This window comes from Paludibaculum fermentans, assembly GCF_015277775.1.
Classification (GTDB): domain Bacteria; phylum Acidobacteriota; class Terriglobia; order Bryobacterales; family Bryobacteraceae; genus Paludibaculum; species Paludibaculum fermentans.
Genome location: NZ_CP063849.1, coordinates 2,758,815 through 2,783,895 on the forward strand (window position 1 = coordinate 2,758,815; position 25,081 = coordinate 2,783,895).

At 62.0% G+C, this 25,081-nt stretch carries 24 protein-coding genes; 12 read left to right on the top strand and 12 right to left on the bottom strand.

Features of this window, described 5'->3' with window-relative positions:
* The first annotated feature begins 213 nt into the window (after positions 1 to 213).
* Positions 214 to 2,610 (top strand): diguanylate cyclase domain-containing protein, encoded by a 2,397-nt coding sequence (locus IRI77_RS10750; protein WP_194452070.1) that lies wholly within the window; start codon positions 214 to 216, stop codon positions 2,608 to 2,610.
* A 5-nt stretch (positions 2,611 to 2,615) separates the two neighbouring features.
* On the opposite strand, the gene IRI77_RS10755 is transcribed toward IRI77_RS10750, so the two are convergent.
* The 5 genes from IRI77_RS10755 to IRI77_RS10775 all read right to left on the bottom strand — a co-directional run bounded on the left by IRI77_RS10755 (position 2,616) and on the right by IRI77_RS10775 (position 6,831).
* Complete coding sequence (locus IRI77_RS10755; protein WP_194452071.1) at positions 2,616 to 3,131, bottom strand: hypothetical protein; 516 nt, start codon at positions 3,129 to 3,131, stop codon at positions 2,616 to 2,618.
* Positions 3,128 to 4,054, bottom strand: coding sequence for a sugar phosphate isomerase/epimerase family protein (locus tag IRI77_RS10760; protein ID WP_194452072.1), 927 nt, complete (start codon positions 4,052 to 4,054; stop codon positions 3,128 to 3,130). The genes IRI77_RS10755 and IRI77_RS10760 overlap by 4 nt, the downstream gene beginning before the upstream one ends.
* 16 nt (positions 4,055 to 4,070) lie before the next feature.
* Positions 4,071 to 4,472 (bottom strand): DUF7670 domain-containing protein, encoded by a 402-nt coding sequence (locus IRI77_RS10765; RefSeq protein ID WP_194452073.1) that lies wholly within the window; start codon positions 4,470 to 4,472, stop codon positions 4,071 to 4,073.
* Positions 4,473 to 4,537: 65 nt separating this feature from the next.
* Entirely contained in the window at positions 4,538 to 5,686 is a 1,149-nt protein-coding gene (locus IRI77_RS10770; RefSeq protein WP_194452074.1) for a glycosyltransferase, read from the bottom strand.
* A 44-nt stretch (positions 5,687 to 5,730) separates the two neighbouring features.
* A complete protein-coding gene (locus IRI77_RS10775) occupies positions 5,731 to 6,831 on the bottom strand; it encodes a PP2C family protein-serine/threonine phosphatase (RefSeq protein ID WP_194452075.1) in 1,101 nt (366 codons plus the stop codon).
* Between the two features lie 279 nt (positions 6,832 to 7,110).
* Here IRI77_RS10775 and IRI77_RS10780 point away from each other — a divergent pair, with 279 nt between their 5' ends.
* The 4 genes from IRI77_RS10780 to IRI77_RS10795 all read left to right on the top strand — a co-directional run bounded on the left by IRI77_RS10780 (position 7,111) and on the right by IRI77_RS10795 (position 10,770).
* Positions 7,111 to 7,266 (top strand): hypothetical protein, encoded by a 156-nt coding sequence (locus IRI77_RS10780; protein WP_194452076.1) that lies wholly within the window; start codon positions 7,111 to 7,113, stop codon positions 7,264 to 7,266.
* Between the two features lie 165 nt (positions 7,267 to 7,431).
* Positions 7,432 to 7,983 (top strand): phosphatase PAP2 family protein, encoded by a 552-nt coding sequence (locus IRI77_RS10785; RefSeq protein ID WP_194452077.1) that lies wholly within the window; start codon positions 7,432 to 7,434, stop codon positions 7,981 to 7,983.
* 397 nt (positions 7,984 to 8,380) lie between these two features.
* Entirely contained in the window at positions 8,381 to 9,922 is a 1,542-nt protein-coding gene (locus IRI77_RS10790; RefSeq protein ID WP_194452078.1) for a transglycosylase SLT domain-containing protein, read from the top strand.
* A gap of 110 nt (positions 9,923 to 10,032) precedes the next feature.
* A complete protein-coding gene (locus tag IRI77_RS10795) occupies positions 10,033 to 10,770 on the top strand; it encodes a hypothetical protein (RefSeq protein ID WP_194452079.1) in 738 nt (245 codons plus the stop codon).
* A gap of 137 nt (positions 10,771 to 10,907) precedes the next feature.
* Here the strand turns inward: IRI77_RS10795 and IRI77_RS10800 are convergent, their stop codons facing one another.
* Complete coding sequence (locus IRI77_RS10800) at positions 10,908 to 11,126, bottom strand: hypothetical protein (RefSeq protein ID WP_194452080.1); 219 nt, start codon at positions 11,124 to 11,126, stop codon at positions 10,908 to 10,910.
* Between the two features lie 85 nt (positions 11,127 to 11,211).
* Here IRI77_RS10800 and IRI77_RS10805 point away from each other — a divergent pair, with 85 nt between their 5' ends.
* From IRI77_RS10805 to IRI77_RS10820, 4 genes are all read left to right on the top strand, one after another.
* Positions 11,212 to 12,045 (top strand): HipA family kinase, encoded by an 834-nt coding sequence (locus tag IRI77_RS10805; protein WP_194452081.1) that lies wholly within the window; start codon positions 11,212 to 11,214, stop codon positions 12,043 to 12,045.
* 35 nt (positions 12,046 to 12,080) lie between these two features.
* Complete coding sequence (locus IRI77_RS10810) at positions 12,081 to 12,956, top strand: aminotransferase class IV (protein ID WP_194452082.1); 876 nt, start codon at positions 12,081 to 12,083, stop codon at positions 12,954 to 12,956.
* 136 nt (positions 12,957 to 13,092) lie between these two features.
* On the top strand, positions 13,093 to 13,455 hold the full coding sequence (locus tag IRI77_RS10815) for a hypothetical protein (protein WP_194452083.1): 363 nt from the start codon (positions 13,093 to 13,095) through the stop codon (positions 13,453 to 13,455).
* Between the two features lie 962 nt (positions 13,456 to 14,417).
* The gene (locus tag IRI77_RS10820) at positions 14,418 to 14,630 is read left to right on the top strand and encodes a DUF2905 domain-containing protein (protein WP_228486679.1); all 213 of its coding nucleotides are present in this window, start codon (positions 14,418 to 14,420) and stop codon (positions 14,628 to 14,630) included.
* A gap of 14 nt (positions 14,631 to 14,644) precedes the next feature.
* Here the strand turns inward: IRI77_RS10820 and IRI77_RS10825 are convergent, their stop codons facing one another.
* The 4 genes from IRI77_RS10825 to IRI77_RS10840 all read right to left on the bottom strand — a co-directional run bounded on the left by IRI77_RS10825 (position 14,645) and on the right by IRI77_RS10840 (position 18,901).
* Entirely contained in the window at positions 14,645 to 14,875 is a 231-nt protein-coding gene (locus IRI77_RS10825) for a hypothetical protein (protein WP_194452084.1), read from the bottom strand.
* A 125-nt stretch (positions 14,876 to 15,000) separates the two neighbouring features.
* A complete protein-coding gene (locus tag IRI77_RS10830; RefSeq protein WP_194452085.1) occupies positions 15,001 to 16,374 on the bottom strand; it encodes a sensor histidine kinase in 1,374 nt (457 codons plus the stop codon).
* 40 nt (positions 16,375 to 16,414) lie between these two features.
* Positions 16,415 to 16,933 (bottom strand): signal peptidase I, encoded by a 519-nt coding sequence (lepB, locus tag IRI77_RS10835; protein WP_194452086.1) that lies wholly within the window; start codon positions 16,931 to 16,933, stop codon positions 16,415 to 16,417.
* 171 nt (positions 16,934 to 17,104) lie between these two features.
* Positions 17,105 to 18,901, bottom strand: coding sequence for a DUF885 domain-containing protein (locus IRI77_RS10840; RefSeq protein WP_194452087.1), 1,797 nt, complete (start codon positions 18,899 to 18,901; stop codon positions 17,105 to 17,107).
* A 53-nt stretch (positions 18,902 to 18,954) separates the two neighbouring features.
* Here IRI77_RS10840 and IRI77_RS10845 point away from each other — a divergent pair, with 53 nt between their 5' ends.
* Positions 18,955 to 20,799, top strand: coding sequence for a M14 family metallopeptidase (locus tag IRI77_RS10845; RefSeq protein ID WP_194452088.1), 1,845 nt, complete (start codon positions 18,955 to 18,957; stop codon positions 20,797 to 20,799).
* Here the strand turns inward: IRI77_RS10845 and IRI77_RS10850 are convergent.
* Both IRI77_RS10850 and IRI77_RS10855 read right to left on the bottom strand, forming a co-directional pair.
* Positions 20,796 to 21,662: an alpha/beta hydrolase gene (locus IRI77_RS10850; RefSeq protein ID WP_194452089.1), complete on the bottom strand. Its 867-nt coding sequence runs from the start codon at positions 21,660 to 21,662 to the stop codon at positions 20,796 to 20,798. The two genes, IRI77_RS10845 and IRI77_RS10850, sit on opposite strands and share 4 nt — an antisense overlap.
* Positions 21,659 to 22,543: a LysR family transcriptional regulator gene (locus IRI77_RS10855; protein WP_194452090.1), complete on the bottom strand. Its 885-nt coding sequence runs from the start codon at positions 22,541 to 22,543 to the stop codon at positions 21,659 to 21,661. The genes IRI77_RS10850 and IRI77_RS10855 overlap by 4 nt, the downstream gene beginning before the upstream one ends.
* Before the next feature lie 196 nt (positions 22,544 to 22,739).
* Here IRI77_RS10855 and IRI77_RS10860 point away from each other — a divergent pair, with 196 nt between their 5' ends.
* Both IRI77_RS10860 and leuB read left to right on the top strand, forming a co-directional pair.
* Positions 22,740 to 23,939 carry a 2-isopropylmalate synthase gene (locus tag IRI77_RS10860; protein WP_194452091.1) on the top strand — a complete coding sequence of 400 codons (1,200 nt, stop codon included), beginning with the start codon at positions 22,740 to 22,742 and terminating at the stop codon, positions 23,937 to 23,939.
* Positions 23,940 to 23,990: 51 nt separating this feature from the next.
* Positions 23,991 to 25,073 (top strand): 3-isopropylmalate dehydrogenase, encoded by a 1,083-nt coding sequence (gene leuB, locus IRI77_RS10865; protein ID WP_194452092.1) that lies wholly within the window; start codon positions 23,991 to 23,993, stop codon positions 25,071 to 25,073.
* The last annotated feature ends 8 nt before the right edge of the window (positions 25,074 to 25,081 follow it).

The following is a 25,081-nucleotide window of genomic DNA, read 5'->3' on the forward strand; positions in this document are numbered from 1 at the left end:
GGCCGGAGCGCCAGCAGGACAAAAAGTCCTACCTGCCCAGCGGTACTGGACAATCTGTCCTACCATCCATCGAATGTCCTAAAGTGAATGCCTCACCGGACCGATACAAAGAGGTGAAACAAAGCGGTTGGTGCGCAGGACGGGAACGAGGCTCCTGTTGGCCGCTTTCTTGCATACAACTCCTTAATCGAACTTTTATCTGCCTCACTCAGCATGACGAAAAAGGCCAAGGTCTACCAATCTCTGATTCTTCTGCTCGGATTGGCGTTGGCCGTCCGTCAGAGCCTGGTTTCATCAGGCGGCAATGACCGCTTGTTTCTGTCCTATTTCGCACTGACGATCGTCACATCGTTGATGCGTCTCGGCGTCCCAACGGCCGCCGGAACCATTTCCATCGGTTTCATCTTCATCCTGGCCAGCCTGGCGCAGCTCAGCATGGGCCAGACGATCACCATCGGCATCACGGGCACCATCATCCATTACCTGCGGGATACGAAGGCGCGCATCGATTGGCTGTCGCTTTCGTTCCAGACCGCGGTGGTGGTGCTGGGCATTGAAGCCGCCCATCTTGCCTTCGATCGCATCATGCAGCTGCTGCCCAACAGCGGGGTGGCGGCGGGCCTGCCCCTGGCCGGCACAATCCTGTTTCTGGTCACCGCGTTCCCGCTGGCCGCCACGACCGCCATGAAAGAGCGGGAGTTGCTGCGGCGCGTCTGGCACAACCGCTTTTTGTGGTCGTTGCCATACTATCTGGCCGGCGCGGCCCTGGCCGGTTTGTTGACCGCCGTGGTGCAACTGCCGCTGTGGCAGACCGCGGTCATCATCGTCCCGTTGCTGTTCCTGGTTTACCGGGCGTACGGACTGCAGATCGATTCGCTGGCCCGCGAGCGCCAGCACGCCGAGGAACTCGCCACCCTGCAGCTCAGCATGGTGGAGGCGCTGGCCCTGGCGGTTGAGTCCAAGGAGATGAGCGCGGTCGACCATTTACACCGCATGGCGACCTACGCGGTGACGCTGGGACGGGCCGTGGGTCTGCGCGAACCCGAATTGCGGGCGTTGCGGACGGCGGCCGTGCTGCACGACATCGGCCAGGTGGCGGTTCCGGACCACATCATCATGAAACCGGGCCGCCTGACCCCGGAAGAGTATGAACGGCTGAAAGTGCATCCCGACGTAGGCGGCGACATCATTGAACGGGCGAACTTCCCTTACGCGGTGGCGCCCATCGTCCGGGCGCACCATGAGCGCTGGGACGGCAATGGCTACCCGTTGGGTTTGAAAGGCGAGCAAATCCCGCTGGAGGCACGCGTGCTCGCCGCGGTGGACACGTTTGTGGCGCTCTGCTCGGATCGCCATCATCGCCGGGCGCTGCCCACTGAGAAGGCCATGGCCATCGTGCGCCAGGAATCCGGGCGGGGCCTGGATCCCACGGTGGTGGCAGCCCTGGACCGGATCTATATTCAGTTGAGCGACGAGGCCAAGGCCAGTCCGGTTGTCCCGCCGCGCATCGTGAAAGGCAAGGACGGGAAAGCCCTGACAGTGGAGGCGGCCGATGAGACGCCGGCGTTCCTGGCCACCATTGCAGCGGCGCGCCAGGAGGAGCAGTCCCTGCTGGAGTTCACACAGATTCTGGGCAGTTCCCTCAATCTGCACGAAACCCTCTCGGCCATCTCGCGCAGATTCCGCAAGCAGATCCCGTTCGACACACTGGTGCTGTACCTGTGCAACGAGAAGCGGCTGGAGGCATCGTTCATCGATGGCGAGAACTTCTCGCTGTTCAACGGCCTCAGCATGGAGAAAGGGGAGGGCCTCAGCGGCGGGGTGGCGGAACGGCGCAAACCGCTGCTGAATGAAGACCCGGCGGCGGAACCGCTGGCCGGACGCTCGCCGGAAAAGGCCGCGCGCCTGAAGTCGGCCATGTCAGTCCCCTTGGAAGGTCCGCGCGGGGTAGTGGGCGTGCTCACTTTCTATGCCGAAAAGCGTGAGGCCTTCACGCAGCCGCAGCTCGGCCTGCTGCTCGCCCTGACCCCCAAGCTCTCGGTGACCGTGGAAAACTCGCTGCTGTTCCGGGCGGCCGAGAACCAGGCTTCGTTCGACTTCCTCACCGGGTTGCCGAACGCCGGTTCACTGTTCCTGCATCTGCAGAACGAACTGTCGCGATCGGCCCGCAACAGCGCCACGCTGGCGGTGCTGGTTTGTGACCTGGACGGCTTCAAACAGGTGAACGACCGGTTTGGGCACCTCACCGGCAACAAACTACTGCAGGGTGTGGCGGCCGGATTCAAGGAATCGTGCCGCGAGTACGACTTCGTGGCCCGCCTGGGCGGCGACGAGTTCGTCATTGTCCTGCCCGGCGCGACGGACGAAGCGGTGAAGACCCGCCGGAAGCGCTTCTCCGAGATGGTGGAGAAGGTCGCCTTCGACCTGTGCACGGAACGCGTCGCGTCCCTGAGCGTGGGGATCGCCTTCTACCCGAAGGACGGCCGGTCGGCCGAGGAACTGCTCGCCAAGGCAGATGAGCTGATGTACCAGGACAAGACCGTGCGGAAAGCACTGAAGGCCGGCATGGTGGGCGAGACCGCGCACTCCTGGCTGACCAGTACGGACTAAGGCAACTACCGCTTGGGCGGCGCGTTGCCGAATTCCGTTGCCATTCCGTCGGCATCCTGAATCTTGAGCGTCAGCCCCTTGCGGGTCTGGAACACCTTCTCAGAGAGGGTGAACCCGGCCGCGGCGGTGCGATCCTCTTCCACTCCGCTATTGAGCCGGTCGCGCTCCTTGAGCATTGGCGTGTAGCGTGTGCCGGCCACCTTGTGGTACTCGAGCACGCGGTCCAGATCCAACTGCGGGACCGTCTGCCCTTCGATCTCCGTCCCGTCGGCCGTGGTGACCACGATCTTCAACTGCTTCACCTGGAAGATCGTCGAGGAGGGATTCTTCACCCGAAAGTCGACTACGGCCAGGCAGGCATTGTCGTCGGTCGGGACGACGCGGACCTTGAGGATGGAGCCTTCCAGCCGGACCTGCGACCCGCGATTCACCAGCAGGGCGACTCCGGCGAGGATTGCCACCGCCATCAGCCCTAACATCAGATTGCGGGCCATGGGCGGAAGGCCCGGCGGTTTCATCATGCTTTCACCAGCTCCTGGATCTTCTTCATACAAAGGTGAGCTTTCTCAATGAGTGTGCCGTCGAAGACGTGCGTCTCCAGCCCGACCTTACCGGCGTACCCGTCCTGCTCCAACTGGTGGTAGATGGCCTTCCAATCCAGGAAATCGGGTCCGATGACGAGCGCACGCGCCTTCATCTGCACGTTGTGCACGCGTTTGGCGGGCAGCAGCTTGTAGCCGTCCGGCCAGGGCGTCTCCTTGAGTCCGATCGCGTTCACCGGATCCCAGTTGATGCCGAAGGCCTTGGAGGGCACGAGTTCGCAGATGCGCTTGAGCTCGGCGGAGGTGCCCACGTTGCAGGAGGCCTCGTTCTCGATCAGGAGTTCGACGCCTTCCTTCTCAGCCACCTTGGCCATCTCCTGCAGCACGGCGGCGATCTTGGGCAGGACGCTTTCCGGCTCCTCGACGCGCGAGAAGGCGAACACGCGAATGCCCTTCACGCCTAGGATGTGCGCGGCCAGAATGGCTTTGTTCAGCGCCACGAAGCGGTCGTCGAACTGCTTTTTGTCCCGTTCCTCGCGTTTGGCCTTCTCCTCCGCAGTTTCCGGCCGCCGGCGCCTGGGCTCCGTGCCGGGCATGGAGAACTTGAGCATGGGCGTGTTGAGGAACGACACGCGCAGTTTGGCTTCCTTCAGCGATTTGGCGAAGTCGCGCAGTTCCGGCTCGCCCAGGAAGGCATAGGTGCCACCCTTGCCTGGAATGCCGCGCAGTTCCACCCAGTCGATTCCGTACTGTTTTGCAAAGGCAATGGATTCGGCGGGCGATTTGCCCACCTCGTCGGTCAGCAGGCTGATGCGGGAGAGGTCAATGCGATGGCGGCCCCAGAGGGCTGGCACCGCCAGGGCGCTGCTGAGCGCGGTGGGGAGAAAGGTTCGGCGGAGCATGAACCCCAACAGTCTATCAGTGTCGTGGAGCCATCGTTGCAGTCCGGTGATCCTCTGGAGCACGGAGGAACAGCGTGCCCGCCAGCATGGGCGGCCCGACCAGCATCACGGCGGTCAGCATGGCTGCGCCACCGCTTTGTTGCGTGGCGAAATTCCAGTAGACACCGAACACGACAATGCCCAGGGCCAGCAGGAGGGCTCCGCCTTCCCTGGGAAAGCGCCAGGCCAGGGCGGTTGCGCCGATGAACAGGATTCCGGGTACGGTTTGTTGAAGGACGTCGGTGAAGGAGGCAAATTCGGCGACGCCGCAGGCGAAACCGAACCAGGTCCAGAAGGCAGCCCAGCATGCTGAGATAGCCCGAGCCAGACCGGCCTCCCGATGTTGCACGTTCCACAAGGGAAAATGGATGTGCTGCATGAGCCTCTGGGGCGAAATTATACGTCCATGTGAGGGCAACCGCAAGAGCCGCAAGGATCAAAAATTCAAGGCCGGCGGGTCATGATTTCGTTCAACAGTCCGGGAATCTCGAAAATGGCCCGGTTTTGGATGCGTTTCGCGTTGGCGCTCATCTCCTCCAGCCGGCCTCCGGTCAGCAGTTCGGAAGCGGCCTGGCCGATCGCATCGAAACTCTTCAGAACCAGTCCGAGCTTGTTCTCCCGCAGCCATTCGGCGTTGTAGCGCTCCTGCGGCAGGGTCCAGGCGTTGCGCACGGTGATGGCCGGTAACCCCATGTGAACCGCCTCGCTCAGGCTGCCGGGCCCCGGCTTGCCGATGAAGAAATTGGACAGTTTCATCCAGCGGGGGATTTCGCTGGTAAATCCGACCACATGTTTCCTGATTCGGCTGGGCTGCGTTTCCAATTGCTTCTTCAACGACTCGTTGCGGCCCGCAATCAGGATCAACTGCAGGTTTTGGCCAGACTCGTCCAGGCGCCGCAGGATGTCCTTCATGACGCCGGTGCCGTACCCGCCGAACAATACCAGCCCCGTGGGTGTGGAGGGATCCAGGCCGGCGGCGGTTCGCTCGGCTGCGACATCCACGTCCAGGGGCTGGTAGAAGCGCGGATGGAGGATCATGCCCGACGTCTGAAAGACCCGGTTCTTGGGGTGCCCCATGTCGAGCGCCTGGCGGTAAGCGCGGTCGCTGCCGCAGATGAAGTACTGGTCCTGCTTCTCCATCCAAAAGGCGGGGGGAAAGTCGGCGATGTCGGTCAGGATGGTGATGTAGGGGGTCCCGGGCAGCGCCTTCTGCAAGCCTTCGTAGATGGCCCGGTTGAAGTTGGGCACGACGCTGACTACGCCATCCGGGGCGGCTGCTTTCGAGCGAAACTGCCACCACTCCCACATCAGCTTCACTTCGGTGCCGTGATAGAGGCGGATGACACCCTGCATGAAGCGCAGGCCCTGCTCGGAGCCCAGGGTCCAGCCGCGGCGGAGCATCAGGTTGTAGATCTCCTGCAGGTCGATGCGCAGGACCTTCTTGAACACGTCGGCCGGCGCCAGAATATCCTGCAGGTGCACCAGGCGCGGTTCCCAGGGCAGTTGTTCCTGCTCCATCGCCAGCTTGAGCGCGGTCGCGGCGGCACGGTGCCCGCCCCCGGCATCAAAGAAGAGAAAATCGAGGATCGGCATGCGCTGATGTGGAGAATAGCAAATGGCCCCAGCGCAACGCCGGACTAGACCGCCCGAGCGAGTACGAGGGTCATGTCGTCGAACTGATCGCCCGGCGAAAGCGCGGCGATGTGGGCCGTCAGTTGTTCCGGAGAAAGCCCAGGGTTCAGACGGACGATATCCGCGAAGCCCAGGTCGCCCAGATCGTCCACATCGGGTCCACGGGCGTCGGTTACGCCGTCGGAGTAGATGATCAGTCGGTCGCCCGGCGCCAGGACGGTCTCTCCCACCTCGGGCAGGAACACGTCGAGCAGGCCGATTACCGGAGCCGTGGCCTTCAGCCACTCTACTTCGCCCGACGCCCGCATGAGCAGCGGCGGGTTGTGGCCGCAGTTGGCGTAGCGCAGCGTCCGGCTGGCGTCCTCATAGTCGCTGAAGAAGAGAGTCGCGAAGCGCTCGGGCGGGGTGGATTCCAGGAACTGCAGGTTCAGGGTCCGTAGCAGGAGGGGCAGATTCCGGGTGGCCTGCCACGCCAGGCTGCGCAGCGCCGCCTGCAGATTCGACATGAGCAGGGCGGCGGCGATGCCTTTCCCGGAGATGTCGGCCAGCAGGAGGCCCACGCGGCCAGGGGCCAGCTCTAGAAAGTCGAAGTAATCGCCGCCGACGGCGCCGGCCTGGCGGCAATGGCCGTCGTATTCGAGGGTTTTCAGCGGCGGACGGCGCTGCGGCAGCAGTTGCGCCTGCACCTGCCGGGCGAGGTCCAGATCGTGCGCCACGCGGCTGGCCGGCTGCGGAGCCACCACCAGGTGCCGCCGTAAAGTGCTGAGCAGCTTGTCGTTATCCCAGGGCTTCATGACGAAATCGGCGGCTCCGCGGCGCATGGCCTCCACCGCCAGTTCGACGCTGCCCCAGGCGGTCATCACGATCACCGGAGCCCGCAAGCCCAATTGTTGAAGCTGGGCGAGCGTGTTGAGGCCCTCCTCCCCTGAAGTGGTATCCCTAGTGTAATTAAGGTCCATTAATACTAAATCAGGGGAGGAATCCCGGACAGCATTCAAAATGGCTGCCGGATGGTCTGCCGTTTGAATGGTAAACCCCTCTGCTTTCAACAGGAAACGTAAGGCCAACAGGACGTCCGGCTGATCGTCGGCGACCAGAATCCGCATGAGTGCTCCTCTGCTACTTCCTGATGTAGGATTGCACGCCTCCGGCCACTCGCGCTATCGGTGCAAGTAATGATTAATCAATCACATGGGGGTAAGGGGAAGATGCTGCCTGGTGGTGGTAAACGGGCACTTGCGTCCGATTCCGGACACTTCGATAGGCCCCCTGAAATTAGTGGCGCCCGGTAGCCTATCGGGGGGAGTGGTCAGCGGGTTCATAAGGCGCATGATGCTAAGTGAAGGGTGGGTGCAGCCCCCCGGATCCAAATAAGGAGACTCTGAATGAAGAAATTTTTCGCGACTCTGACCCTGGCGGCCTTCGCCCTGACCACGACGGTTGTCCTGGCGCAGGACGCCAAGAAGGACGACACCAAGACCGAGAAGAAGGAAAAGAAGGCCAAGAAGAAGAAGGAAGAGAAGAAGGACGAGAAGAAGTAGTTTTTCTTCCACCTGCTCCTCTGGAGTTGGCCAAGCGCCCGTTCGGCCCCCGCGCCGGACGGGCGCCGCTGTTTTCCGGCCTGTTCGCCCGCCCTACCCGCTACAATTGACGAACCATTTGTCGATTCTTCACGCGGCTGTCATCCCCCAAAGAGATAAAGAAGCATGAGCACGCTCGCCCATGATTTCCTGAGCTGGGTCGAGGCCACGGATCACGGCCTGATGCGGCGGGTGCATCGTTGGCGCGCCCCGCGCTGGATCCGCCTGTGGATGGTCTGTGCGACGCGCGGGGGCGACGGCTGGCTGTGGTACGCGTTGGGGCTGCTGTTGCCCATCTTTGGCGGCGCGGAAGGCCGGTGGGCGGTGCTGGAGGCGGCACTCGCCTGTTGGACCGGCATCGGGCTCTTCCTTTATCTGAAGCGGGCCACCGGCCGGCGCAGACCCTGCGCGCTGGAACCCCACTGCTGGTCGACGCTGTTGCCGCCGGATCAGTTCAGCTTCCCTTCGGGCCACACGATCACGGCGTTCGCAGTGATCCTGCCCATCATCGGCCACTTCCCGGAGGCTCGCTTCGCGCTGCAGTTCTGCGCTGTGTCGATCGCGGTGTCGCGGATTGTGCTGGGTATGCACTTCCTCAGCGACGTGATCGCCGGGGCGCTGATTGGCACGGCTTTGGGCCTGGGCTTCCACGCGGCCGGACTCGCCCTGGGCGCCTGAAGGTCACTTTTCTTCCACCTGCCCCCATCTTCCGGCCCGGCATCCTGAGTTTCGGACGTCAATCTCAGGTTTGAGCCCGCGCCGTCCACCCCGCCTCTTCCCCCCATCACAAGCTGGATCAAGGAGTTGCCCTCAAACTGGTATACTGGAGGACAAGTGCCGTTTCCAGATTACACACCTGGTGTTTCCAGTTGACCCAAATTGCCCTAATGAGATAGAGTCAATTGTTCGATAGTCATGTAAGCGCAATATTCCAGTTCGTGACCAGGTCGGAATGAAACTAAGCAATCATCTCCTTCGAACCTCGCTGGCCTGCCTGGCCACACTGATCCCCGCCTCTGGGCAAACACCTGCACGATTAGGACCACATACCAACGGCTTGTGGCCCGCCGGCTTCATGGCAGCCGCCAAGGCGGAGGAACCCGCTGAACCTGCGTCCAATCCCTATGTGAATCTCAAGCAGCCGGCGTTACTGCTGCCCAAGGAGATTTCCGCGGATAGCCTGACGCCGTCCCAGAAGGCCGTGCGCGACTCCGACAAGCACTTCCAATACGGTAAGTTCTACATCCAGGAAGGCAAGCTCGACGAAGCCCGCAAGGAATTCAACCTGGCTATCGACACGCTGCTGGATGTGCCCGAGTCCGCGCCGGATCGCTCGGTCGCCGAAAAGAAGTCCGAGGAGCTGATCCGGCTGATCCACCGCTACGACATCGAGTCGCTGGGCAGTGGAGAGTCGCCGGAAAGCCCGGTATTTGTGCAGTCCAACCTGCCGGAGATCCTCGACCGCACCTTCCCCATCGACCCCCGCCTGAAAGACCGCACTCTCGCCCAGGTCGCCGCCGCCTCTTCCGAACTCCCCCTTACGGTAAATGACGCCGTCCTCAGCTACATCAACTACTTCACAAGCGAGCGTGGGCGCCGGGTGATGATCTACGGCTGGAAGCACGCGGGCCGGTACAAGCCGATGATCTCGCGGATCCTGGACGAAGAAGGCGTGCCGCAGGAATTGATCAGCCTGGCGCAAGCGGAATCCGGGTTTGTGCCGCGCGCGGTCAGCCGCGCCGCCGCCGCCGGGATGTGGCAGTTTGTGCGCAGCCGGGGCATGGAATACGGCCTGAATGCCTCCGCGCTTCACGACGACCGCCTGGATCCTGAAAAAGCGACGCGCGCCGCCGCCAAGCATCTGCGTGACCTGTACTCCCAGTTGGGGGATTGGTATCTGGCGATGGCCGCCTACAACTGCGGTCCCTTCTGTGTGGAGCGCGCGGTGCAGCGCACCGGGTTTGCCGATTTCTGGGAACTGCGTTCACGCAGCGCCCTGCCCCGCGAGACGATGAATTACGTGCCGGCCATTCTGGCCATGGCCATCATCAGCAAGAATCCCGAGGCGTACGGCATCACGCCCGAGACACCTGAGCGTGCGATGGAATACGACACGGTGCAGACCACCTGCCCGACCAGCCTGGCGCTCGTCGCCGATGCGGCTGACTTGCCCGTGGCCGAGATCCGCGATCTCAACCCTTCCCTGCTCCGCAACCTCGCCCCAGCCAACTACGAAGTGCGCGTGCCCAAGGCCAAAGGCAGCGTGGTTCTGGCTGCTCTCGAGTCGGTTCCGGAACCGAAAAGAGACTCGTGGCGGCTGCACCGCGTGGCAGAAGGCGAGACGCTGACCGCGATTGCCCGCCGTTATTCGACTGCCGCGGGTTCGATCATTGCGGCGAATGCGCGGCTGGATTCTTCTTTCTTTGATGCCCCGGAAAGCGGCGAAATGCTGCTGATCCCGGCCTCCGTGCAAGTGCAGCCCGTGAAGCGCGCCGTGCCCTCAAAGGCCCGTGCGACAGCCCATCGGGGCTATGCGACCACCGCGACACGCATTCATCCGGCGTCCACAAAACGCGTCGCTGTCGTGTCGAAGACGCACAAGCCCATTAGCCGCTAAGCCTTGCGGCGGGACACCTGATCCGGCTCTTCAGACACCCCCCCTGTTGCGAAAGCTAAAAAACAAGTTATCCTAATTATGATTCGGCCAAGCAGGAGGCTTGATCGACCATGCCGCAAAGGGATACTCGTCTCTTCGACTCGTTCGACGAGGATGACACAGATTTCGACACCGCATTCCACGACGATGCGGTAGGCGAAGTGCGCAGCAATACCGCTTTCGACGATAACGATTTAGAAGAGGAAAAGCCTGCACTGAGGCGTGCGCCTGCTGCACCAGTCCGGCCGGCCGCGATCGTGCCGGCAGTGCCAGTTGCGCCGCCCGCTCCGCGCCCCGTTGATCCGGTTCCGGTTCCGCAGCCCACGGTGCGCCGCAAGCCAGCGCCCCCCGCCAAGCCGGCGGCCGTTGAAGCTCCCGCGAAGCCGGTGGAACCGGCAGCCCCGGCCCCCAAGGTGACCGTGCCGGCAGCCAAACCTGCCGCGGCGACGGCCGAAGCCAAACGGCCCGCGCTGAAGAAGGCATCCTCTGTAGAAGTTCCCGTCCAAAAGGTTGGGAACGCGTCCGGAAAGCCGGCCGCGAAAACAACGGCGCAACCCGCCGTCCGAAAGGTGACTAAGAAAACAGTGAAAACAGCAACGAAGAAAGCCGCGCCCGCCAAGAAGGCTGCCGCGCCCGTGAAGAAGGTCGCTGCGCCCGCCAAGAAGGCTGCCGCACCGGCGAAGAAGGCTGCCGCGCCCGCCAAGAAGGCTGCCGCGCCCGTGAAGAAGGTCGCTGCTCCTGCCAAGAAGGCTGCCGCGCCCGCCAAGAAGGCCGCTGCCCCCAAGAAGGCTGCTGCCAAGAAGAAGTAGGCTCCGGATGCCGTCAAAGAACGGCACGAGAGAACCTGGATCGCCTTCTGGGCGATCTGACCGAAACCAATTCAGCCCGTGCTGATGTTCAATGGGGCGCCGCCGGATGGGGCGCCCTGATCTCTTTTAGGGACCTGTTAGCTCTCCTTCTTGACCACCGTCCGGCACCGCTCAAACAGCTCCAGCAGCGCTTCGGCATGCTCTTCCGGCGTGCGGGCGCCTTTGCCGGTGAATCCCACTGCCTGAGATCCCTTGCCATAGCCTGTTGCGGTGGCAATGAACTTCATCAGATCCAGCGCGATTTCATCGCCCCCTTTGCCGCTTTGGGTCTCGGGCGTTTTGGACTTCTCTTCCATGGTCTCGGTTGCTCCTGATAAAAATCGGCTGCCCGCGCCTTGAGCGGGTGCCGGAAACTCACTAAACGATTATCCTAGATTGCAGATGCCGGTGAACGCTACGCGGCTGGAACGCCGCATGCGTGGCGGCGCACAGGCCCAACTGCTTGCCTGTGACGATGGCCGTCACTATGTCACCAAATTCCTGGAGAATCCCCAGCACCGCCGGATCCTGGTGAATGAATGGGTCGCGGCCGTATTTCTCCGCCACCTGCAGATTGCGGCGCCCGAGGTGCGTGTGGTCAACCTGCCGCAGCCGCTGCTGTCCGCCGAACCGGACATCTGCCTTCAAATGGGCAACAGCCGCCGGCCCGTCTCCGCCGGGTGGCACTTCGGCTCGCAGTTTCCCGGCAATCCGGCCAGCGACGCCGTCTATGACTACCTGCCCGATTCCCTGCTGACCAGCGTGTTCAACCTGCGCCAGTTCCTGGGCGCGCTGGTGTTCGACAAATGGACCTCCAACTCCGACTCGCGGCAGGCCATCTTCTTCCGCCGCCGCATTCGAGACTGGCTGGATGAGCCCAGCGCGCCAGCCCTGCAGAAGGGGTTTATCGCCCAGATGGTGGACCACGGCTACATTTTCGACGGCCCGCAATGGGAATTCCACGATTCGCCGATTCAAGGCCTGTATTTCCGGCCCATCGTCTACGCCTCCGTGCGGAGCCTGGACGACTTCCAGCCCTGGCTCGACCGGGCTCGATTCTGTCCCGAGAACCTGTGCGACGAGGTGCTGCGGCAGATGCCTCAATCGTGGCTGGAGGGCGATTCCGAGTTGCTGGAAGTGCTGCTGGACCGGCTGATGAAACGCCGCGGCCGCATCGAGGATCTGCTGGTCGCCACCACGCGGGCGAAAGCTCACTATTTCCCCCTCTGGCGATAGTCCAGCCAGCCTCGCCCTTCGAGTAAACTGGTGAGGTGATCCGCCCCCAACTCCTCCACAACGGTCAGATCCGCCCTTCCGACGAACTCATTCTCAATCCAGGCCAGGTGGGCCTGCTTTCGGGCTGGGGCATTTTTTCTACGGTCAAAGTAGTGGAAGGAGTGCTCTTTGAGTTCCAACGACACTGGGCCCGGTTGAACCGGGATGCCGACCTTTTGCGGGTGCCTTTCCCGTGGTCCGCGGCTGAACTCGAAGAGATGCTGCTGCGGTTGGTGGAGGCGAATCAGGACTTCAACGCCACTATGCGGATCGCGGTGGTGCGGAATACCGGCACCATGTGGTCCGGCTCCATCACCGAGCCCGAGTTCGATCTCATCGCCTTCACGGCCGCTCGCAGCAACTGGGGCGGCACCTGCAAGCTCGGCATTGTCCCCAATGCGCGTCACGCGGCGTGCGTCTTCACCGGAACGAAGACCACCTCGTGGGCGAACAACCTGGTCTGGTATGAAGAGGCGCACCGGCGGGGCCAGGATGAAGTAGTCCTTCTCAACGAGCGAGGCGAGGTTTGCGAATGCACTTCCGCCAACATCTTCGTCTGTTTTGGCGACACCGCCGTGACCCCGCCGCTGTCATCCGGCTGCCTGCCAGGCATCACGCGCCAGATTCTTGTGGAAAAAATCCAGATTCCTGGTATTCAGATCATCGAGAAGGAAATATCTTTGGATGACTTGGAGCGAGGTGATGGTATATTCATAACGTCCAGTACCCGAGATCTTCTGCCGGTATCCGAAGTAGAAGGCCTCTCAGTTCAGACCAGCGACCGAGTTCGGCAGGCACTGGCTGCGGAATTTGCTAGGTACGAAAGAGACTATGTCGCACAGGCTGTTCGTAGGGCCACCGTTCGAGCGTAGGCCATTGAGAGTACTAAAGATAGCCACAATCGGCAGATCTGGGATATACTGCTATTGACCCTTACGGAGGAGGGTTGAATTGCCCAAGAGGAAGTTCGTCAATTGTCCGGAATGTGACTCCCCGCACGCGAGGAGCATGCCCGCGCACGGGTTCCGGCAGAATCTCCTGCTGCTTTTCGGGTTCTACCCATTTAGATGTTCCGACTGCTACCACCGGTTTCTGGCAAATCCCCTGGGCGTTGCCAATGCCGGCTATGCGAAGTGCCCTCGCTGCCTGCGCATGGATCTCTCCACCTGGGACCCCAAGTACTACAAGCAAAGCGCCTGGATGGACTTGAAGGCGTGGTTTGGGGCTCACCGCTGGCGCTGCGACCCGTGCCGCACTAACTTCATGAGCTGGCGTCCACGCAAACAGCGCTATATCCGGCCCGCGGATCAGCAGACGCCCCAACCTAGCGTTCCACCCGCCGCCGATTACCACGAACTCTACGGCGGTTAGGCACACTCCGGCCTTGCAAAGTACGTTCTGAGAGCCGGGCAGCTCATCCACTGGATGGGTGTGTTCTGGGGGGATTGGTGCGCGAACCGCGCCGCCAAAATGAAAATGGTTCCAAGTGACCCTCGGATTCAGCTCGTCCCCCAACCTGCATGCCAGGCTTGGACCTGTCACTTGCGGCAACTTGAGCGCTAGATTGATCGGCTCCACGCCTGCGGGATTTGCCCGCCTGCGCTTCAACGCCTTTCACTGCGCCGGCTGTAATTGCCGAAGCGAAGCTGGAACCTCGAAGCGGGTTTTTGCTCGCCCTCAAAGACTCTCCCGTTGCCGGGTCACCTTGGAGGGGTTAAAGCTCCTACCCTACCTCTTCAGCTCCGTAATGCGGACTTCATGAACCCGGTCCACCTCGGTCTCCCTCCTCGGCCAGTCTCGAGAACCACCGGGGAGCTCTACAACCAAGATCCGTTGAACACTCTATCCACACTACTCTCGACGGCGCTTCCGGTTCGTCGCTCCCCTTCAGGGCTCGCACCCCTCCAGATCAAAGCACCCGATCCGGCCTGCCGCCTAAGAAACTTACCGTTGGCAATGCCCGATTTCCCTTCGCTCCCCACTGGTGGAATCGTAAAATATCAACACCAGCGGATCATCGTTCCAGGCCCGCTACATTCCCTTCGGCTCGCTGTTCCGTGAACCTCTTGGAACCAACACCAATATGCACCCGATCCGTTTTTGAGTCAAAGGAATATTGCGATTTCGTGACGGGAATCCTCAGACTTTATCTCCTTTTGAATCATAGCAATACGGGCCACTGGCTGTGCAAAGCCTGTGTATAAAACGTGCACGGGTGTTTCTGTTCCGGCGACTCCGCCGCCCCGCTCCGGTATCATAGCGAAGAAGCCTCAACCGCGGCCCTCATCCGCCATGCCGACAACAAACCGCCAACCCGGCCCAGGAACCCCATCATGATGGCGCGCACGTTGATGATCATCGGAGCCCTGGTTTTCGCGGCAGGCCTGCTCGTCTATGTCGCCGGGAAGCTACACATTCCACTGGGCCGCCTCCCCGGCGACATCACTATCCGCGGCAGGAACACCACTTTCTACTTCCCGATCGTGACCTGCCTGCTGCTGAGCCTGCTCTATTCCCTCGCCGTCTGGATTCTGCGGCGGAAATAGGGCGGCGGCGGGCGTCAAACGTGCCGGATCGCCTTCACCATCCGGCCCGTGCCATGCGCCGTCGCCTTCGCTGCGTGTTCACTTCCACCGGCCACCGCTTTGGCCGTCTTCGCCACGCCTTTGGCGGCGGCGGCCGGATAGTGCAGCAGAACGTCCGCGCGGGCGGCGCCCGCGGAGAGCACCAAAGAGCAGGCGGCGGCACACGTAAGTAAGGTGCGCCGCCACGTGTTGTTTCCCAGTTTCATGATCGAGCCTCTTTCCGGGCCGGGCTGGTCTCACGACCACCGTGTCCAATCCAATGAACGCGGCCCGACACCGGACGGTGACTCCCGTTGGGAGGGTATTTTGATGTCCGGAGAGGCCGGGTGCCTTAGCTCACCTGGGAGTGCACTTCCACCGGCAGCGGCAGTTCCACCCGGATGAGTGTACCCTGCCCGGGCGCGGAGGTGATGCGGAAGGTTCCGTCCAGATGGTCTACCCGCTCCTTCATCCCCAGCAGGCCCACGCCCTTGGTGGCATTGGTATCAAAGCCGTGGCCGTCGTCCTTCACCTCGACGACCACCGCGCTGTCCACGCATTGGACAGTCACTATGGCCATCGCCGCGCCCGAGTGACGGGTCACGTTGCGCAGCGCTTCCTGGACGATCCGGTAGACGGCGGTCCGGTGGCTGTCCGGCAGTTCCAGATCGTCGTTATCGGCCTTCACCTGGACCCGCACGCTGGAAGTTCGCGTCGTCTCCCGCGCCTGCCAATGCAAGGCCGGCATCAGCCCGAGGTCGTCCAGCATGGACGGCCGCAGCAACAGCATGATGTTGCGGATATTGGAAATCGTCATCTCGGCCAGATTCTTCACCGACTCCAGCGCCGCGTGCAGCGGCTTGATCTGCGGCGGCGCATAGTGCTGGGCCTCGCCAAGATCGACCAGCAAGGCGGAGAGCGACTGCCCCACTTCGTCGTGCAGTTCACGCGCCAGATTGCGCCGCTCCTCCTCCTGGACATCCACCAGCCGGGCGGAGAGTTGGCCCAGGGCAGCCTTCCCCTCCTGCGCTTCCTGGTAGCGCCGGGCCGCCAGGCGCTCCAGCCGCATCAGGTAGAAAACCGTCAAGAAGGCCAGGACCGCCGCCAGCACGGTGGCCAGAAGAATGGTGATCGACACCCGTTGGCGCAGGGTGAGGATCAATTGCGAGGCAGTCCGATCGGCCGAGCGGAGATTGGCTTCCATGCCGCGGCGCAGGTCGTCCAAGGGGCGCATGAAGTCTTCCCTACCCGGAGCGAGCTGTTCGGCGAAGACGTTGTAGCTGGTGGTCCTGGCCTCGGATGTGGCGTTCACGACGGCCGTTGAAGCGGACTCCCAATAGGAAGTAAAGCGGCGGTCGAACTCATCCAACTGCTTCATCTCGGAGGCGTTGGCGAGTTTGCGCAGTTGATCCAGGGCGACCAGGGTGTCGGCGGCGGCGGCCCGGGCGGCTTCGCCCTCGCGCTGGCGGTCGGCGCTCTTGGGATCGAGGACGGCGTCGCGGACGCGAGACGCGGTCAGGCCGGCGTTCGACCTCAGCAGGTTCAGGCCATCGCTTTTGGCCAGGAACTCGTTGGTGCCGCCGTCGTCGATCTCGTCGACTTCCTGGAGCACTCTCACCGAGTAGGCGTTCACCAGGACCATCAGCGCCAGCAGCCCGCCAAAACCCATTCCGAGCAGCCAGCGGATCCGCCTGAGATTTGACCCGTGATCTTCCGGCTCAACCATGATTCAGAGTAGCCGTTCGTCCAGACCGGATGCGATTGGTTTATGGGACGGCGCCGAGCTTGGCCAGCGGCCAGTATGCGAAGACGGCCTTGCCATAGATAGCGTCGCGGGGGACGGGCCCCCAACTACGACTGTCGTTGGAAGAGCTGCGGTGATCGCCCAGCACGTAGTACTGGCCATCGGGCACCTTCATCGGCGCAACGGACTGCCGGTCCCGGTACTCTTCCGGAACGTAGGGCTCCTCCAGCGCCTTCTGGTTCACCACCACCGTGCCGGCACGCACCTCGACGATGTCACCGGGCAGCCCGATCACGCGCTTGATGTACGACTTGGAGGGATCGCCCGGGAACCAGAACACAACAGTATCGCCGCGTGAGACTTCTCCGAAGCCCAAACGGTAGACGAACTTGTTGATGAAGACGCGCTCCTGGTCCTGCAGCGCCGGCATCATGCTCGTCCCTTCCACCTTTACGGGTTGATAGAGGAAAAGAATGACAACCAGAGCAATCAAGACGGATAGAGTCAGATCTCTAATCCAGAATCCAGCCTGTTTCCACATGGGCGGTCAGCTCCCGAACTTGGGATGCACTGATTGAAGCATGCTCCGTAAGACCTTAGCAAGGCTCGAATGTACTGGTCCCGCGGAATCGCAGAGCCAAGCCGGGCCGGTGCGATCCCAGCTCCTCACTTGATTCGACGTGCCAACCGCCGCGAAGTTACTCGCCACTACTTACTGCTTCGCAGGCGTTGCCGCGGGCGCCTGGGTGGAATAGCCGAGCAGCCGGCCCAGCGACGGCAGCGGGAGTGCTCCGGCCGCCAGGGCTTTCCGGTGGAACTCGCCGGGCACGAACTTGGCGCCGTCCGCCTTCTCGGCCGCGGCCCGCAACTGCTTCCAGGCGCGATAGCCGGCAAAGTAAGTGGGCAGCTGGCACGAACTCAGCTTGGCGCGCTGCAGCTTGGCCGTCGCTTCTTCCTTTTCCTGGAAGGTCTTCTCCAGCATCAGCTTCATCGCTTCGTCGTCCGTCATGCCCATGGTCTGCATTTTGATGTCGAGAATGGTGTTCGAGATCGCGCGCAGCTGCTGCTTACCCCAGGTCAGGGCCATCTCCGGGTTCTTGTCCATGTAGCCCTCGTTGATCATGACGTCGGTGGCATAGACCGCCCAGCCCTCGACATACGGACCGCTGCCGAAGACTGACCTCAGCACGCGGCGCGATTTCGGCTGGACGGCGTTGGCGTATTCCAACTGGACGTAGTGGCCCGGAATGGCTTCATGGATCGTGAGAATTCTTAACCCGTAGTCGTTGTATTCACGCAGCTTAGACTCCACGCGATCCTTCGGCCAGCTCTTCGGGATCGGGGTCAGCCAGTAGAAGGCGCCCAGTTCCGGCTGCAGCGCCGGAGCCGGATTGAAGCCGCCCACGCCATAGATCCCGCGCATGAATTCCGGCGTCTCGATGAGCTTCAGGTTGTCCTGGCCCGGCATCTTGACGATCTTGTCTTCGTGCGATTTGAGGTAGGCGCGGGTCTCGGCCAGGGTCTTCTCGGCTTCCTTGAAGTAATCGTCCGCCTTCACATGCTTCTGCGCGATCTTGGCCAGGGTCTCCCCGACGATCAGGTTGAGGTCGACCGGATCCTTGTGCGTGGGGTAGTACTTCACGTGCAGCGGCAGGGAGAGCATGAACATCTTCTTGCGGACGGCCAGGAGTTCGGCCTCGGCGTCGGCCAGAAGCTGTTCCGGGGTCGTGTCGCTGCCCACGGCGAGCTTGAACTTGGCGTCGTAGTTCGCCTTGCCCAGCCGCCAGCCGTCGGCGCCGGTGTCCTTCAGCGACTTCAAGTAGTCGTTGAAAGAATGCATCGCATCTACGGCAGACTTTGCCGCCTGATCATACTCTGTTTTCTTGTCTGCCGGTACCTTGGCGGGGAAAACCTTCTCGACCAGAGCCAGGTTGCCCTCGTTCTCCTCGATCGCCACACGGGTCCAAACCCCGTTCGAATCCATCAGGGTCTTGCGGGCGGCAGCCAGGAAGCCGGGCACCGCCTTCAGCCTGTCGATGATGTGCTGGTACCGCTGCGGTTCTGGAGCGTACTCCACGCTGTAGGGCGTGAAGATCGCGTTCCCGATCAACTCCACATACATGGTCGGGTTGTGCTGGTACGACTTGAGGGTGTCGAGGTCGAGCAGGGCGTAGTCGACCTGGCCCTGCATGATCTCGAGGTCGGCCTTCGACTCGGCATCCAAAGATGACTGATCGATAGCCGCGAGGCGGGCCTTCCAGTCGTTGAAATGCTTGCGCTGCTTCTCCAGTCCTTCGGCGGAATAGTCGTCCAGGGCGGAATCGAGCACAACCCCGTTGTGCTGGTGGTAGCCGGAGGAGGTGGCCGCGACGGGCGACAGGGCGAGGGTCGAGTAGACGAAATCTCCCGTAAGCTTCTCAAAATCGACGGCTTGCGTCTTCTGTTTCGCGCCACCGCAGCCGCTCAGGGCGAGCGCCAGGATCAATCCGGCCGGCCAATACTTCCGCATACCGACAAGTCTACCAGCGGGGCGGAGCTTCGAATTCGGCTAGTCTGAAAAAGATGTCACTGTGCTTTTTGCTCGCCCTCCAAATGGCTGCCGTTCCGCCCATGCCGCCGCAATCGCAAGCCGAAACCGCCACCATGAAGGCCGCGCAATCGCTCGCCGAGAGCACGACCGCCGCCCCCAAAGACCTGCGCACTCACGCGGAGCAGTCGAACTACCAGGAGACCGGCAGCTACGATGAGGCCGTCTCCTTCTACCGGAAGCTGGAGAAACTCTCACCCTTGGCCAAACTCGTGCCCTTGGGCCAGACCGGGGAAGGCCGCACGTTATATGCCCTAATCGTCTCCAAGGAAAAGGCTTTTACACCGGAGGCGGCTCGCCGCACGGGCAAGCCGGTGGTCCTGCTGCAGAATGGGATCCACGCCGGCGAGAACGGCGGCAAGGACGCGGCCATGATGCTGCTGCGCGACGTGCTGGTCACGAAACGCCACGCCGCCTGGCTCGACCACTCGATTCTGGTCTCGATCGTCGTGTTTAATGCGGACGGGCACGAGCATGTCTCCGGCTACAACCGGATCAATGAGAACGGTCCGGCCAAGATGGGTTTCCGCGTGAATGCCAGCCGGCTGAACCTGAATCGCGACTATCTCAAAGCCCAGACGCCGGAGATGCGGGCGTGGCTGAAGCTCTACACCGCCTGGCTACCTGACTTTCTGGTCGACAATCACGTCACCGACGGCAGCGACAACCAGTATGACGTCACCATCGCGACTCATACGGAGCAGGACATCGCGCCTGAGGTAGGCGAATGGGTAGAGAAGAAGTACTTGACCAAGCTGATCCCCGAGATGGAGAAACTGGGGCACGTGGTGGGCTGGTACATCGAGGGCCGCGGCCGGAACGGCGATTCCCTGGCCGTGATGACCGCTTCGCCGCGCTATTCCACAGGCTATGCCGCGGCACAAAACCGGGCCGGGCTGCTGGTGGAGACGCACTCCCTGAAGTCGTTCAAAACGAGAGTCTGGTCTCATTACGACATCATGGCCGTTTCGCTGGACGCAATTTGCACCGAAGCCAAGGCGCTGCGCTCGGCGTCGCTGGCGGCGGATCAGCGCTACGAAGCGTTGAAGCCGGGCGCGAAGGTCTTTCTGGAAGGCACGCCGGGCGACAAGCAGGAACCGTATGTCCAACGGCTACTGGCCTTTGAACGGCCAGTCAGCACGGTTTCCGGAGGTCCGGTGGTGCGGTACTCGGCCAAGCCGGTGGATCAACAGGCGCAGTTGGTGCGGAGCCTGACAGAGAAGGTAGCCCCTGTGGCGCCGGATGGTTATATCGTCCCCAGACAGTGGAATGAAGTCATCGAACTCCTTCATATTCATGGTATTAAAACACAAACAATAAACAAAAAGTTGAATCAAACTCTCGATGTAACAAAAGTGGAAAACGTGCGCTGGGCTACGGCTCCGTTCGAGGGGCGATTCCAGGTGCAGTCCTTCACCAGCCGGACTGCGAACCAGGCGGTCGAGATTCCCGCAGGCAGCGTCTACGTGCCGGCGGCGCAGCGAGCGGGGAAAGTGGCCATGCATATCCTGGAACCGGCGGCTCCGGATTCGGCTGTGCGGTGGGGCTTCTTCCAGTCGGTATTCGAGCAGAAAGAGTACTTTAGCGACTATGTCTTCGAGCCGTACGCGGTGGAGATGCTGAAGCAGAATCCGGCGCTCAAGGCTGAGTTCGACGCCAAGGTGCAAAGCGATGCCACATTTGCCAAGAATCCCCGGGCGCGGCTGCTGTGGCTCTTCCAGCGGTCTCCGTATTTCGAACCAGACAAAGACACTTACCCTGTGCTTCGCGTCACTCCGGCCGAAATGCCGGCGGTGAAGTCCGCGCTGGGCACGAACTAGTTCGCGTGCAGGAATCCGATTACGCGCTTTTCAAACTCGACAGGTGCCCGCGCGATGGCGTCCACGTGATCGCCTCCGGGCACCTCCCAGACCTGGATCCGGCCGGGGTTGGCCGACGCCAGGAACCGGGTGTGTTCGATGGGGATGTTCTCGTCTTTCGTGCCGTGGATGAGGAGAATCGGAACTCCTGGCTTACTCACCTGTTTTAAGGGAGATGCTTCTCTAAAGTTCAAGCCATACCTTAATCGGGCGTAGACGAATGCACCGGCGACAAAAGGCGTCGCCGCGTAGCCGACCAACTGGCCTACGCGGTGGTTGGCTACCATCCAAAAGGTGGCGAAGGGACTCTCCGCCACGACCGCCCGGAAGCGCGTGCCGGGGCCGGCAGCCTGGAGGAGAATCCCGGAGCCCATCGATTCGCCCAAACCGTATAACCTGCTGCCGGGGCTCGACTTCTCGACCCAATCGCACCAGCGGTTGAGGTCGCCGACCTCCTTGAGGCCGAAGGTGAACTGGTCGCCGCCGCTGAGGCCGTGGCCGCGGCTGTCGGGCGCCAGGGCTCCAAAGCCGTTGCGCTGGAACATCGCCACGATGCCGCCGAAGCTGCGTCGGGAGTCCCCCACGCCATGGAGGAGGATGACGACCGGTGCGCCAGGGTCTTTTGGAGGAAACCAGGAGGCCTTGAGAGGGATGCCATCGGCGGCCTGGATCTCGACGGGCGCGCCAAAGCCGGCGGGCGGCGAGGGCCGGTGATTGGCCGGCAGACGCAGGGCGTTCTCGCACAGAACAACGCCGCCGAGACAGGAGACCGCGAGGACGATCACCAGAGCCTCGATCAGCAGGATCCGGATGCGGCGTTTCATTCCGATTTGGGCCCCTGCACTACCTCCAGGAAGGCATTCGCGGCGTGGCTCAGTGCTCGTCTCGCTGGATAAACCAAGCGAATCTTACGATCTACGCGTAATTCTTCAACTTCTACTTCAGCCAGCAAACCCTGCTCCAACTCCTGCTCCACGCACATCTTGGGCAGGAAGGCGACGCCCTCGTTCTTCTGGACCATCTTGCGGATGGTCTCGACCGTCGGCATCTCGACGTCCATGTTGAGCTGGACCTTGGCGCGCTGGAACGCCTTGATGACGACCTCGCGGTAGGGGCTCAGGACGTTGTGGGCGATGAAGGTCTCCATCCCCAGCTCTTTGATGGAGATGGATTTCCTACCGGCAAAGCGGTGCTGCGGCGAGAGGACAAACGAGAGGTGGTCGATGTAGATGATCCGGCTCTCCAGGCGGTCGTCCTCGGGGTCGTAACTGACGACGCCCAGCTCCAGGTCGCCATCGATGAGCTGGGCCGGAATCTTGCTCGACAGAGTGCGGCGCACCTGCACTTTCACCTTCGGGTAGAGCCTTCGATAACTCTCGATATGTTTCAGCAAATAAAGGCAGGTAGACTCATTGGCTCCGATGGAGAGGCGGCCGGCGGCCATGTCCCGCAACTCGGCCAGTGCGTTGTCCATTTCGCGCTCGAGGTTCTCGAAGCGGCGGCAGTATTCGAGGACAATCTTGCCGGCATCGGTCAGGACGAGTTCGCGGCCAGTCCGGTCGAGTAGTTTCTCGGAGAGTTCCGATTCCAACCGCTGTACGGCCAGGGAGATGGCGGGTTGGGTCCGTAGCAGTTTCTCCCCTGCGCGCGAGAAACTCTTTTCGGTTGCTACAGTTAGGAAAACTTTGAGTGGATATAGTTCCATACGTCTAGCCTAGGGGCGCCCCTAGCGCCCATTTATAGAACTTATTATATTCGTCTGAGTTATTCTGGACAAGCACATTATAAATTTGTCAAATTGGACTTCGAACCCCACAATGAAGATAGTTGGCCCCTCCCTCGCCAGTGTCACCCACACGATAGGTGAGCCGGGCCATCAACTTAAGGAGCGCGAACGCAGAATGGTAGATACGCAAAACAGAGAGCGCGTTTACATCTTCGACACGACTCTCCGGGATGGTGAACAGTCGCCCGGGTGTTCGATGACGGTGCCAGAGAAGCTTCGGATGGCCCACAAGCTGGCGGAGCTAGGAGTGGACATCCTGGAAGCAGGGTTCCCGATTGCCTCGGAAGGCGACTACCACGCGGTGCGGCTAGTGGCATCGGAGCTGCCCTGGGTTCAGGTGGCGGCGCTGAGCCGGGCCTGCAAGATGGATGTGGAGCGAGCCGCCAGCGCGCTTGAGCCGGCGAAGCGTTCGCGAATCCATACGTTTATCGCCACGAGCGATATCCATCTGAAGTATAAGCTCAAGAAGACAAGACAGCAGGTGCTGGACGAGGCCTGTGCCGCGGTCGCCCTGGCCCGCCAGTATGTGGAAGACGTCGAGTTTTCGGCCGAAGACGCGACGCGCACCGATCCGGATTATCTGGAGCAGGTGACGCGCGCCGTGGTGGCCGCCGGCGCCCGGACGGTGAATCTACCGGATACGACCGGCTATTCCGTGCCGGACGAGCATGCGGAACTGATCGGCCGGATGGTGCGCGCGGTGGGCGATTCCGCCATCATCAGCGTGCACTGCCACGACGACCTGGGCTTGGCGATGGCGAACTCGCTGGCGGCCATCGGGGCCGGCGCCCGCCAGGTGGAATGCACCATCAACGGCATCGGCGAGCGGGCCGGCAATGCGTCGCTGGAAGAGATCGTCATGGCGATCAAGGTCCGGCAGGACCGGTTGCCGTTCTACACCGGTATCGTCACGGAACAGATCTACCCGGCGAGCCAGATGCTCACCGGAATCATCAGCTTCGGGCCCCAGCCGAACAAGGCGCTCGTCGGCGCCAATGCCTTCGCGCATGAAGCGGGCATCCACCAGGATGGCTACCTCAAGGAGAAGTCGACCTACGAGGTCATCGACCCGCAGTCGGTCGGGATTCCGGAGGGACGTCTGGTGCTGGGCAAGCACTCGGGGCGGCACGCGCTGCGGTCGAAGTGCGAGCACCTGGGCTACCACCTGGGCAAGGACGAACTGGACGTGGTCTATCACGGATTCATCGAGATCGCCGATCGGAAGAAGGGCGTATCAGACCAGGAGATCCTGGCGCTGATCCACACGCTGAAGGCCGGCGAAGGCGTGCATTCCGAGTCTGCCGCTGCGGACTAAATACCCCTGATTGCTATTAGTTGACAGTAGACAGTTAAACAATTACGCAACATGAACCTGAACATCCTAGTTCTGCCCGGAGACGGCATCGGCACGGAGGTCACGCGCGAGGCTGTGCGTGTTCTGCAACGGGTGTCCGAGAAGTACAACCACACGCTGCGGCTCACTGACGGGTTGCTGGGCGGCATTGCCATCCACAAGACCGGCACGCCCTTTCCGGACGAAACCGCCAAACTGGCGGCCGACGCCGACGCGACCCTGCTGGGCGCAGTGGGCCTGCCCGAGTTCGACAACGCGCCTCCGGCCCAACGGCCGGAGCGCGGGTTGCTGGGCATCCGCAAGGTGCTGGGCGTCTACGCCAACCTGCGGCCGGTGCGCACCTACAAGGCTCTCATTGACTCATCTCCCCTGAAGAATGAGCGGATTGAGGGCACCGACATGATCATCGTCCGCGAGCTGACGGGCGGGATCTACTACGGGACGCCGCGCGGCGTGGAAGGCAGCGGCGACACGGAACGCGGCACGAACACCATGACCTACACGCGCGCCGAAATCGCGCGCATCGGGCGCATGGCGTTCCACCTGGCCCGCAAGCGCCGCAAGAAGGTTTCGTCGGTCGATAAGTCCAATGTCCTTGAGACTTCACAGCTGTGGCGCAAAGTAATGGTTGAGGTCTCAGCCGAGTTTCCGGACGTCGAACTGGAGCACGTCCTGGTGGATAACTGCGCCATGCAGCTGGTGCTGAATCCGACCCGTTTCGACGTGGTGGTGACCGAGAACATGTTCGGCGACATCCTGTCGGACGAAGGCGCGGTGCTGGCCGGCTCCATCGGCATGCTGCCGTCGGCCTCGATCGGCGAGCAGAAGCCGTCGGGCGCCTGGGTGGGTTTGTATGAGCCGGTCCACGGCTCGGCTCCGGACATTGCCGGCCAGAACAAAGCCAATCCGCTGGGCGCGATTGGCAGCGTGGCGGCCATGCTCGAGTACTCCTTCGGCCTGATGGAAGAAGCCACGGCCGTGAACAATGCAATCGAATCAGTCCTGAACGCCGGTCAGGTGACGGCCGATCTGAAACCGAAGGGCACCCCGCTCACGACGGAACAGGTTGGCGCGGCGATCTGCGCAGCGATCTAACTTTGCTC